Origin of the sequence: Polaribacter staleyi, assembly GCF_038024045.1 — a bacterium.
In the GTDB taxonomy this organism is placed as follows: domain Bacteria; phylum Bacteroidota; class Bacteroidia; order Flavobacteriales; family Flavobacteriaceae; genus Polaribacter; species Polaribacter butkevichii.
This window is the reverse complement of the sequence record NZ_CP150665.1, coordinates 194,334-207,437: the sequence shown is the minus strand read 5'-3', so window position 1 is coordinate 207,437 and position 13,104 is coordinate 194,334. Positions and strand designations below refer to the sequence as shown.

7 protein-coding genes are annotated in these 13,104 nt (G+C 29.3%); 1 reads left to right on the top strand and 6 read right to left on the bottom strand.

Annotation, left to right across the window (positions count from 1 at the left end):
* Positions 1 to 217 precede the first annotated feature (217 nt).
* The 4 genes from WHD07_RS00715 to WHD07_RS00700 form a co-directional block, all read right to left on the bottom strand.
* Positions 218 to 1,636: a glycoside hydrolase family 28 protein gene (locus WHD07_RS00715; protein WP_343329631.1), complete on the bottom strand. Its 1,419-nt coding sequence runs from the start codon at positions 1,634 to 1,636 to the stop codon at positions 218 to 220.
* A 2-nt stretch (positions 1,637 to 1,638) separates the two neighbouring features.
* The gene (locus WHD07_RS00710; protein ID WP_343329630.1) at positions 1,639 to 3,489 is read right to left on the bottom strand and encodes a sulfatase; all 1,851 of its coding nucleotides are present in this window, start codon (positions 3,487 to 3,489) and stop codon (positions 1,639 to 1,641) included.
* A 70-nt stretch (positions 3,490 to 3,559) separates the two neighbouring features.
* A complete protein-coding gene (locus WHD07_RS00705; RefSeq protein WP_343329629.1) occupies positions 3,560 to 5,122 on the bottom strand; it encodes an alpha-L-fucosidase in 1,563 nt (520 codons plus the stop codon).
* A 10-nt stretch (positions 5,123 to 5,132) separates the two neighbouring features.
* The gene (locus WHD07_RS00700; RefSeq protein WP_343329628.1) at positions 5,133 to 6,947 is read right to left on the bottom strand and encodes an arylsulfatase; all 1,815 of its coding nucleotides are present in this window, start codon (positions 6,945 to 6,947) and stop codon (positions 5,133 to 5,135) included.
* A gap of 411 nt (positions 6,948 to 7,358) precedes the next feature.
* Between WHD07_RS00700 and WHD07_RS00695 the strand changes: the two genes are divergently transcribed.
* Positions 7,359 to 11,636: a hybrid sensor histidine kinase/response regulator transcription factor gene (locus WHD07_RS00695; protein WP_343329627.1), complete on the top strand. Its 4,278-nt coding sequence runs from the start codon at positions 7,359 to 7,361 to the stop codon at positions 11,634 to 11,636.
* 82 nt (positions 11,637 to 11,718) lie between these two features.
* On the opposite strand, the gene WHD07_RS00690 is transcribed toward WHD07_RS00695, so the two are convergent.
* Together WHD07_RS00690 and WHD07_RS00685 are read right to left on the bottom strand one after the other, a co-directional pair.
* Positions 11,719 to 11,895: a hypothetical protein gene (locus WHD07_RS00690; protein WP_343329626.1), complete on the bottom strand. Its 177-nt coding sequence runs from the start codon at positions 11,893 to 11,895 to the stop codon at positions 11,719 to 11,721.
* Between the two features lie 100 nt (positions 11,896 to 11,995).
* Positions 11,996 to 13,102, bottom strand: a complete 1,107-nt coding sequence (locus WHD07_RS00685) for an SGNH/GDSL hydrolase family protein (protein ID WP_343329625.1) — start codon at positions 13,100 to 13,102, stop codon at positions 11,996 to 11,998.
* Positions 13,103 to 13,104 lie beyond the last annotated feature (2 nt).

Genomic DNA, 13,104 nt, shown 5'->3' with positions numbered 1-13,104 from the left:
TAATGTATTATTCTATTTTATTTTAAAATAAAAAGGAAAAAGAAACAAATTTAATCATTCATTTCTATCTTACATTGGTATCATTTCCTTTTTCGATAAAAATACCATTTTTCATTGAATTCATTTCCCCATACATCATAAAAAAACTGATTTTTACAGACCTTTTAATTCAGCATCTATAAAAACCAGTGTACAATGTTATTTTATTGTTTTTAAATTAGTTTACCTGTATCCTAACAACTTCTTTTCTAGCATCTTTTTCACGAACAGTAAACGAAATATCTTTTGTTTCTAAATTTTCTATATGCCTTGCAAACAAACCATAAGCAGGTGTTGCTCCTAATTTTGTAAACTCAGGATATTCTTCTTCATTTTCTGGTACAACTCTTTTAGCATCTTCTTCCGATCCGCCACCTGGTAAATCTACTGTTACATTTTCAATAGAAATTTTCCCTAATTTATGATTTGGGGTTCCAGAAAAATAAAATCCGGTTGCAGGTTGAAGTCTTAACTCTTTTGCATCTGTTACTTTTGCTGTAATATTTCTTATCACTACATTATTAATGCTTCCTACAGGTTTTCTTGGCGCGTTTCTGTACACCAATCTACGTTCACATAAACGAATAAAAATAGGCATTTCTACATTTACCATTTCTATATTTTCGATTAAAACATTTTCTATATTGGCACCATCCGCACTTAAAATTTTAATTCCGCCACCTCTTGTATCATACACTAAACAATCTCTTACGGTAATGTTTTTCATATCTCCCATAGATTCTGTACCAAATTTAATTGCACCCCATTCGCTTTTAATTTTACAATCGTACACCTCAATATCTGTAGTTGGTTCCGGACTTGTAGATTTAAAACAAATGGCGTCATCACCAGAGTCTATAGTACAGTTTTTAATAACTCCGTTTGTACTAGAATCAATATCAATAGCATCATTATTTCTATTGGCGTGACTATAAATATCTATACCGTCTATTTCAAAATTATCGCATTGCAATAGGTGTAAAGTCCAAGCGGCTGGTTGTCTTAAATGAATATCCTTTAACTTAAAATTTTTAGCACGCACCATTCTTACTAAAAAAGGACGGTTTGATAAACGAATATTATTATTAACGTAATTATTTGTTTTAGTAATTAACCCTGTTAAATCTGGTTTTACATCTTCTAAACCTAACCTCTTTAAAGTCTTTTTAACATTCCCTGGAGATAACATCTTTCCATTACCATCAATAGTTCCTTTACCAGTAATAGCTGTATTTTCTACATCTATTGCAGCAATAAAACACTGACCTCTAAACTGGCCTGTTGCATCTATAAAAGGTTCAATTACTGGGTAATCATGCGGATTTATACTTCCTAACAAAGTAGTGTTTTCTGTAATATTTAAAGTAACATTACTTTTTAGGATTAAGGTTCCAGAGACAAAAACACCTCCATTAACAGTAACGGTTCCTCCTCCTTCTTTTGCACACGCATCTATTGCAGCTTGTATTGCTTTTGTATTAACCGTTTTGTTGTCATCTTTTGCTCCAAATTCTTTTACATTCCAAACGGTTTGTTTCTGACAAGAAAAAAATAGTATAGCAATAAAAATAATACTAAAAAATTTTAATGATTTCATAATTATTTATTTAAATATTTTAACCTTCTTAAAACTTGTGGCTCATCTAAAACGTTCCTTTTTAGCTTAGATTCATCAATATTAAACGCGTAATGTGCTTTGCAATCTTCCATTAAAACAATAGAATTTAAAATTAATAACGCTTCTGCCCCATCATTAGATTCATACAAAGCTTGCGTCATAACCTCTGTTGGGTTTTGTGCTTTTGTTAACCCTAAAAACTCTGCAGCTCTTACTTTGTTTATTAATTGTGAATCATTTTTAGAAATAGCCTTAATTAACGGTGAAAATTCTTTAGCCTCCGCACCAAAAGCACTACAAGAAATTAAACTCCAATATCGCATCCAAGGATCACTAGACTGTAATCCTTTTTGAAGTTTTGATTTTGCTTTATTAAAAGCTAACAACATTAAGTTTGAAGTTTTAATATACTTCTGAATCTCTTTTTTATGTTTTTGACCAAATGCAACAGGATTATCAAACGCATTATTTATCAAATAAAACTCTGGGTAAAAAGACAAATCTGGCATGTTACTAACACGTTTGTTTAAGTTCTTTCTTAACTTCTTTAAGGCCTTTTTATAGGCTGGTTTTGTAGCTAAATTATCTAATTCATAAGGATCTACTTCTACATTGTACAACTCTTCTGGTTGTTTAGGTTCAAAGAATTTAGATTGATTTTTATTTAATTTTCCTTCTTTGTAAAATTGAGCCCACTGTTGATATCCTAATTGTTGATAACGATAATTGTTCATTAAACCATCAAAATTAAATGGCTCGTAATTTCTTGCATACTTATATTCCCCCTTTCTAACAGCTCTCACCATGTCGTACTTTTCATCCATACGATTTGTGTAACTGAAAGTTTCGTCTCTTTTATCAAGGTCTTTTTCTGAAACTCCTTTTCCTAAAAATGGTTTTCCATCCATTCCTTTTGGCGTTTTAATTCCTGCTAAATTTAATACGGTAGCACCAAAATCAACAAAACTTACAAAAGCATCATTTCTAGAACCCGCTTTTACAGCAACTAAATCTTTATATTTTGATGGAATATGAACCACCAATGGCACATGTAATCCCATTTCATTAATATATCCTTTACTTCCTGGTAAAACACCTCCATGATCTCCATAGTAAAAAATAAAAGTATCGTCATACAAACCATCCTTTTTTAAGTCGGCAACCACTTTTCCTAATTGTCCATCCATTTCCTGGATTTTATCATGATAACGTGCAACAGAATATTTAAATAAATTGGTCTGTGGATGATTGGGTTGCACAAACATTTTTGATGGGTCTGTTTTTGTACCCGCTTTTACGTCTGCCGCTGTAAAATGCATTTGACCTTCATGCGTAGTACCAATATTATAAACATGAAAAAAAGGTTGATTTGGTTTTCGATCTCTCCAAGTTGCTTTTTTTGAAGAATTATCCCAAACAGCTTCACCTGTTATAATGTTATAATCTTCTTTTGCATTATTGGTAGTATAATAACCTGCTTTCTTTAAATACGCAGGAAACATCATTACCCCTTTTGGCATTGGTACTTTTTTCATCTTTCTATGATAATGAGTCCCTAATCTAGGTCCAAAAGAAGATGCAATTAAGGTAGACCTTGCAGCACTGCAAACGGGTGTATTTGAAAAAGCATGATTAAACACAACGCCTGTTTCTGCTAGTTTTTCAATATTTGGAGTTTCAGCTCCTGTTTTATCATATAATTTTAAGTAATGTTTTGAATTATCTTCAGAAACAATCCAAACAATATTTGGTCTTTTCGTATGTTGTGCATTTATTTTAGCACTATATGAAAATTGCATTAGTACAAGTACTAAAAGAAACTTAAATTTCATTTATAGGAATTTTTAATAGGTTATTTTATTCAAAAAAAACGTACTTTATAGAAGTAAGTTTTTTCTAACTTTAGTCTACATGAGCTTCTACGGCTCCACCAATTTGATTTTCTTTATAGCCTTCTAGTGTAATTTTATATGCATGTGCATATTTAGTAGGAAGCTTATTTGGAGCTTTAATAACAACGCCTCTTTCATCTCTTACCCAAGAAACTTTTTCTGTACTCCCCAACAATTCTATTTTTTCAATTTTAGAATTTAAAGCACCTAGATCTGTACTTAACGCTTTTAATACCGTTACTACGTTAGGAGCATCCATCACCGTGGCATACAAAAGTTTGTCTCCTTTTTTTACATAACGAATGTCTGTGTTTTTATATTCAATTTTAATTTTTTCAACTTTATGACCACCTTCTGGTAAACGTGTTGGGCCTTCACCAAAAACATTCCAAGGACGCGTACCATAAATAGATTCTCCGTTTACTTGTAACCAAGCGCCCATTTCTTCTAATAAATACGCCATTTCTTTAGGTATAGAACCATTAGGATTTGGAGGAACATTTAACAACATACAACCGTTTTTAGCAACAATATCAATCAAGATATCTACCAATTCATTTGGTGTTTTGTATTTAGCTCCTGGTCTAAAAAACCATTGTCCTGGAGAAGTATCTGTTAACCAAACATCTTTTGTAGGTTGGTTAGGACGACCTCTTTCGTAATCTTTAATTGCTGTTGAAGCAGGAAATGTAGTTTCTTTATAAGCAACCGCTACATCTTTACCCCATTTTTGTCCGGCATTATAATAATAGGCTAAGAATTTTTGACGAGATTCTTCCGTCATATTTTCTAGCCACCAGTCAAACCAAATTAAATCTGGTTGATAAACATCTATATATTCTTTTAATTTTGCCCACCATTCTTTGTAAAAACGTTTGTCTGGAGTTGCAGAATCTAAAGCGTGTGGACTTGTGTATAAATCATAATCTTTGGGGTTGATGTTTCCATGTGCATGTGCTGGCGCATAATATTGCCAAGTAAAGGCATGATGAAAAGAAGCCATAAATTTCATTCCGTTTGCTTCAATTTCTTTTTTTAATGCTGCTGATGGATCTATGCCTCCATAATTCATAGAATTCCAACGTGTAGACTTTGCATTCCACATGGCAAAATTGTCATGATGCATTGCAACAGGTCCTGCAAATTTTGCTCCGGATAATTTAAACAATCTTGCCCATTCTTTAGCATCAAAACCCGTAGGTTTAAATTCTTCAATAATTTCTATATATCCTTTTTCTTTAGGATCACCATATTTATTTTTATGATGAATATAATTAGAAACAGGTTTGCCGTCTTTTGTAGGAACAATTTTACCATCTGTATACATTTTCATACCATGCCAACCCGCATAACGTTTTTTAGGATCTGCTCCTACAAAAGCATTAGAAACAGGCCCCCAATGTGCATAAATTCCAAATTTAGCATCCTGAAACCATTCGGGTTCTTGATTCACCTTCTCTAATGATTTCCAATTTTCTTTAAATTTCTTTTTTTGTGCACGAACATCAAAATGCAATATAATTTGAAAAATTATAAAAAGAAGTACTAATTTTTGTTTTTTATTAAATCTCATATAGCCTATACTATTTTTTTATCCTTTTAACATACATGTAAAAGGCAGAAAAAGAAAGTTCTTTGTTATCTTTAAAATTTGCTTCAAAACGCTGTCTTCCACTATGCAAATGCGCATTAAAAACTACACTTTTTTTACTTCTATCTACATCTTTTTCTAAATGCAAACCCTCAATATCTAAAGTTGCTTTTTCTATATTTAAGTTGATGCTTTTTGGCATAATATCATACCAACCACTCTCTACACCTAATTGTTCTATAGATTCATTAAACGCTAAATTAGACTCTTTAGGCCATCTAGAAATTTCAATTTGATATTCTCCTTCTTCTTGTATATTTAACAACCAATAAGATTTTGTTAAACTTGGTTTTTTTCCAGAGTAAGGATCTCTAACATATTTCTGGTTCCAAGAAAGTGGTTCATCTGAATGTAAATCATGAGCTGTAACAACAGTTTCTTCATCTTCTGTGCTACCAACTTTATAAGTTTCAAAATAAGAAAAATCATCAGAAATATGTTTCCACCATTTTTCATAAACTAATTTCATCTCTGCAACTTTTTTAGGGTATTTAGCAGAAACATCTCTTTTTTGACCTACATCATTTGTAATATTGTATAATTCATTTCCGTTAACCAATCTCCACTCATCATCCATAACAGATGAACTTAAATATTTTGTTGGTTGTTGTTTTCTATTTGTATCTATAACACCATATCTATGTGCCCAAGACGATGTATTTTCTTCTAATAATGGTTTTAAACTTAAACCATCATAACTAGATTCTGAAGGATTTTTTAAATCACACAAATCTATTAATGTTGGTAACAAATCGTAATTCATTGCTAGTTTATCTATATCTAAACCTTTTTTAATATGACCATTTTTCCAACGAATAAAAAGAGGAACTCGATGCCCTCCATCATAAGGAGACGATTTTCCACCACGCATTCCTGCATTAAAACCTTGTACAACACCTTTATTAACTTTATAACCTACTTGAGTTCCATTATCCGTCATAAAAATTAAAATAGTATTATCTATAATACCTAGTTCTTTTAATGTTTTATCTAATTTTTTTATATTATCATCTATGTTTGTAATCATACCGTAATACGCTTTTTGAGTCTCATTTATACGCGTATCATTTTTATACATATCATAATATTTTTCAGGAACATTATAAGGTCCATGAGGAGCATTCATAGGTAGATATACAAAGAACGGTTTATCTTTATTTTTTTTGATATAACTAATAGCTTCATCAAAAAACACATCTGTACAATACCCTTTAAATTTCTCTGGCGTACCGTTTCTAAAATAAGTATCATCGAAATAATCATTTTCCCAATAATCTGGTGTTTGTCCTATACCGCCAGCACCATGATATACAGCTTCTTCAAAACCTCTGTTTTGAGGTAAATATGGATAAGCATCACCTAAATGCCACTTACCAAACATTGCCGTTTTGTAATTGTTTTGTCTAAAAACTTCTGGCATTGCTGTAAATTTTTCTCTTAAAATATTACAACCTCCTACTGTGTGCCAAACACCAGCTCTATTACCATCAACTCCTGCCATAATACCAGATCTACTAGGTGCACAAGTTGATCCTGTATGAAAATTTGTAAAGCGAGTGCTTTCTTTATAAAGTTTATCTAATTGAGGTGTTTTTATAACCTTATTACCATGGGCTGCAATGTCTCCATAACCTTGATCGTCCGTTAAAATAAAAATAACATTTGGTTTTGAGTTATTTTGAGCTTTTAAACCTACCGTTATAAAACTCAAGAATACTAATAAAAATAAATTATGCGTGTTTGTCATATGTTTAATTTTTTTGTTCACTTAATTTTCATTACAAAAAAAGTATAGGACTAAATAAATTTGTTGGCTACTTTAAATATTTTATCTAGATATTCCTTTACAATTGTAAAATTCAGAAAAAGTTAAATTATTTAAGGCTATAAACAATCTAAAGAATAGAATATATCACCTTTTTATTAGAAAACTAATCGTAGTACTAAAAGCTAAAAAACACTACATAACTACATATCAAACACTTAAAACAAACCTTATACTCTTATCAAAAAAAACTAAATTTATAATTGTTTAATCTAACTTAACTTAGGACTTTTTTTTTATTAGTTTTGTAAAGATCTTTTTTTGTAAAATATTGATATCTACTATTCTTTATAAAAATTAAGATTTTTAACTCATCAAAACTTGTGTAAGTATATGTTAAAATATTTAAACGTTAATAGTTTCAAATTCACTTTACTTCTTTTGGTTTCTCTGTGTTTTTTAAGCACTAAGATTACAGCTCAAAATGATATTTATTTCGAGCATATTACCACACAAGATGGTTTGTCTCAAAATGATGTTAATTCTATATACCAAGACAAACAAGGTTTTATGTGGTTTGGTACACACGATGGTTTAAATAAATATGATGGTTATAATTTTACTGTTTACAACCTTAATCAAAAAAAAACAAAAAGTATTAATAGTAATTTAATCTTTACGGTTACTGGAGATAATAAAAATAATTTATGGATAGGGACTTCTGGTAGTGGTCTTAACTTTTTTAACAGATCACTAGAAGAGTTCTCTCACTTTACACATAGTGAGAAAAACCCTAATAGCATAGCCAGTAATACTATTAGAACTATTTTTTTAGACTCAAAAAACAGGTTATGGATTGGTACTAGTGTTGGTTTAGACTTTGTTAATTTAAATTTAGTTAATAAAAACAGACCTATAGATTCTATTAAATTTAAGCACGCTTCTTTTGAAGGTCATACTCCTTCTATTAGAACAAAAAAATATAAAACACTTAGCATCTTTGAAGATAGTAAAAATAATATATGGGTTGGTAATGACGATGGATTGTATAAATTAATTGAAAATAAAAATGAAACAATTTATCATTTTGAAAAAATAAAATTTAAATTATCTTCTGTAAGAACTATTATTGAAGATAGAGGTAGATTATTTTTTGCTGCAAATAGTGGACTCTATTCTTTAAATCTAAAAAATAACAACCTTGAGCCAAAATTAATTTGGAGAAAAAACTTTCAACATTCTATAAACTACCTCTTAACTGTTAACAATCAATTATGGGCAGGAACCACAAGTGGATTAATTCAATTTGATAATTCTAGAACTCATAAAAACCCTAGATTTATGGGAATCATGACTTATAATTCTTCTAAAAAAAATGGTCTCAATAAAAATGCTATAACAGATCTTTTTAAAGATAAAACAGGTATTGTTTGGGTGGGTACAAACGGTGGTGGAATTAATAAATTTGATCCTCAAAGAAAACAATTTCAGCATATAAAAAACACTTCTAAACCGGGCAGTTTAGGTTACAATAAAATTAGATCTATTTACGAAGATAGTAATGGATATCTTTGGGTTGGTACAGAAGGTGGTAGTTTAAACATGTTACCAAAACAAAAGGATGAAAACAATTATTTAGGTTTTGTAAAATTTCCAAAAATTAATAATGTTTTTACTATTCAAGAAATTCAACGAGATGGTAAAAAAATTCTATTAGCAGGAAAAAGCAACAACAGCTCTAACATACAGCAATTAGATATTACAGATCCTAATAATATTAAAAAAGTAAAATTTGATGATTACAATATTTCTAAAGGAAGCATATTTACTATTCTAGAAGATAACAATAAAAACTTATGGGTTGGTAGTTATAATAATGGTGTAACCCGATCTTTATATAACAAAAAAACAAAAACTTATAAAAAAGATATACTTGCTTTCAACTATAAAGATTCTTTAAGTATTTCTAGTGATATTATAAGAAATATCCTTGAAGATAAAAAAGGAAATATATGGTTCGCTACAGGAAATGGACTATGTGTTTTACCTAAAGCCCAAATAAAAAAAGAAAAACCAAAATTTACAATCTACAAAAGTAATGCTAATAATAAAAATAGCATTAGTCACAACTACATATTAGAGCTTTTTGAAAGTAAAAATGGTGATTTATGGATTGGTACCTTTGGAGGAGGTTTAAATAAATATATACCAGCAACAGATAGTACAGAGGTTAAGTTTTTAACTTATAAAGAAAAAAATGGCTTACCCAACAATGTTGTAAAAGGAGTACTTGAAGATGATGACGCTAATCTTTGGATCTCTACAAACAAAGGATTATCGAAATTTAACCCGCAGACAGAATCTTTTATGAACTATGATATAAATGACGGATTACAAGATGACGAATTTCAAGAACTAGCTAGAGTAAAACGTAAAGACGGACAGTTATTATTTGGTGGTGTTAATGGGTTTAATGCATTTACCCCTAAAGAAATTAAAAATAATAGTTACGAGGCAGAAACCATCGTTACAAATTTTTCCATATCAAACAAGCCCATACAAATTGGAGAAGAAATTAATGGTAGAATTTTATTAAAAAAACCCTTAAATAACAAATCTGAAATAGCTTTAAATTATGATGAAAACAGCATTTCTTTTGAATTTACGGCACTACATTATGCCGCCCCAGAAAAAAATGAGTTTGCTTATAAATTAGAGGGTTTTGATAAAGATTGGGTCTACACAGATTCTAAAAGAAGATATGCAACTTATACAAACCTTTCTTCAGGAAATTACACTTTAAAAGTAAAGGCTTCTAATAATGATAAACTATGGGACTCTACTCCTTTTGAAATAAGTTTAAAAATAGCTCCTCCCTTTTGGTTAACAAAATTGGCTTACTTTTTGTACCTTTTATTAATTTTAGGAATACTTCTTTTATACAGAAGATATACCATAATAAGTACTTCAAAAAAACATAGCTTAGAACTTGAACATGTAGAAAAGGAAAAAACAGATGAACTACAACGTATAAAATTAGAATTTTTTACAAACATAACTCACGAATTTACAACGCCTCTAACCTTAATAAAAGGACCATTAAACTTTTTACAAAAACAAGGCAGAAAATTAGATGAAAACATTGTTCAAGAACAATATAAATTAATGCAAAAAAACACAGATTACCTACTTAGGCTTATATCTCAATTATTAGATTTTAGAAAAATGAATCAAGGTAAAATGAGGTTAGTACTAAGAAAAAGTAATATTGTTGAGTTTATTAAGGAAGTTAGCGAACCTTTTCAGTTTTTAGCACAAAAAAATCTAATTAACTTTACTATTGAAGCACCTGACAACTCCTTAAAAACTTGGTTTGATCACGATACAATAGAAAAAATAATAAATAATTTACTTTCAAATGCTTTTAAATTTACACCAGACAAAGGAGATATTAAAATTCGTATAACAAAAGAAAATGAAACGAATGTAATTTTTAAGAAACCTAATAAAGACTTTAATTTTGTTTACATACAAGTAAAAGATTCTGGAAAAGGAATGGACGAAACTAAAATTGAAAATATTTTTGAACGCTTTTTTTCAGAAAAAAATAAAGAAAAGAAAAACTCTAAAGGAATAGGAATTGGATTAGCTTTTGTAAAAGATATTGTAGAATTACATCAAGGAGAAATTAAGGTAATTAGCAAATATAATGAAGGTACTAATTTTATTTTTAGGCTTCCAATAGAACAAAAAGCATATCTTAATATTCCTGAAATTACTTGTAAAGAAACTTCAGAAAGCGATTTCCTTATTCGTTCTTCAGAATCAGATTCCCTTGCAATAAGTATTAATGACGAAATTGTAGATCAAACATTAAATGAGAAATCAAAGTCTGATTTACCTGTTTTGTTAGTTGTTGATGATAATGAGGATATAAGAGCCTTTATTAAACTATCCCTTAGAAACAAATATAATATATACACCGCAGAAAATGGACAAGAAGGGTTTGAATTGGCTAATAAATTAATTCCAAAAATTATAATATCTGATATTATGATGCCTATTATGGATGGAATTGAATTTTGTAATAAAATTAAAACAAAAAAAGAAACTAGCCATATACCAGTAATTCTGTTAACTGCTAAATTATCTAAAGAAAATGAGATATTAGGTTTAAAAACAGGTGCAGATGCTTATATAAGAAAGCCTTTTGACGTAGAAATTCTTGAGCTAAAATTAAATAATATTTTAAACTTTAGAGAAGAACTTAGAAATCGATTTAACTTAGAAATTACCCTGCAACCTAAAGAAATTACTGTTACTTCTGTAGACGAAAGATTTTTACAGCAAGCTATGGAAGTAGTAGAAGAACACATGACTAATACAGACTTTAATGTAGAAATGCTTATCAAAGAAATGGGCTATAGCCGAACAAATTTGTATACCAAGTTTAAAGAAATAACAGGCCTTTCTTCTAGTGAATTTATAAGAAGTATCAGGTTAAAAAGAGCTGTTCAACTTTTTGAACAAAGTGATTTATCGGTAAAAGAAATAATGTATATGACCGGTTTTAACACAGCCTCTTACTTTGCTAAATGTTTTAAAAAACAATTTGGAGTAATCCCTAGTGAATATGTTAAACAGAAAAAGAAGAATCTAGATAAAAATTAATTATACACATATAAGATCCTTTGGTTATATCATGAATTGGAAAAAATGGTAGAAATACTCTTCGTTCTCCTTCGGTCTCATTTCACTCTTTTTTAGAGCAAATAACTTTATCCATTTTACCATCAATATCAATAGCTACATTTGTTTTAGCGCTTTTAAAAATAATTGATTTTTCTTTTTCCTTTTTACACCTCATTATAACTATAAAAATCATTACAAATAGACACAAAAGAATAATATGTACTTTTAAGTTTTTCATAACTTATTATTTCCGGTTATATTTACATTACAATTAAAAATAAAAACTATATCCCTCTCTTTTATTACCTTAATTATACAAATTATGGTTCTATAAACTTTTATTTAGTGCTTTTTAAAGCTATTATTTTAGTTCTTATTAATTCTGTTAATTGATTTGCCATAACCATGTGCTCTTTAACACTTGGATGTTTTTTAGTTTTTTTATAAGGTACAAAACAAAAATAAACGTTTGCATCACCTAATTCATTTACAGCTTTTGTAACATAATTAGGCCATGGAGAATTTTCTTTAGTAATATCCATATTTCCTAACATGCAAATTATAGCTGCATTGGAATATCGTTTTCTAATTGTTTTTATAAAGTTTGAATACGCGTTTATGATAAATTTTTCTGAAGGTTTTTTATTTCCAAAACGTCTTTTATATTCCTCGTGTTTGGGTCTATTTAAAAGCCAACTATCATTTTGAAATAAATTAACAACAACTATATCTGGCTGTTTTACAGAAAAGTCCCAAATACTTTCTGGATCATTAGGGTTTAACCTGTAATACATTTCGGGCATAATCATGTTAAACCAACTAACAGTAACTCCAATACCACTTCTTGCAATACAAGAATAAGATGCGTTTAAATTACGAGCTGTAATTGCAGCATAAGAATTGTAATTATTTGTAACGTTTCCATCATTTCTATCTTTATCTGTTGCCACTTCTTCATTACCATGACCAACAGTAATAGAATCTCCATAGAATTCTATAAATAATTCTTTTGGAGTATCTGGTTTTAACACATTACCATTCAACTCAAACCCATAGAATAAAGTGGTTCCGTAAGTCCATTCATTTCGTTTGACAAGCTCAATAGAATGTTTTGTATTCTCTAAACCTTTAGCTAAAGTGTAAGTAAACAAACCTTTATGCAACTTTAAAACCTCAACAAGCTTTCCGTCTAAAATAACATTAAAATAATTCTCTCCATTATCATCATTTAAAATGACTTTAAGTGATGAGCCTTTAAAATTTAATTTAATTGACGTACCAGACCAATAAACTTCTTTTGCTTTATTCTCTATATTTTCTCCTACTCTACCTTCAAAAACAATACTGCTATCATTAAAAGATATCTTTTTAAATTCTGATGTATTTAAGGTTTTACAACCTAATAGTAAAAATAATAGAAATGTATATTTTAAAAACTTTATCATAC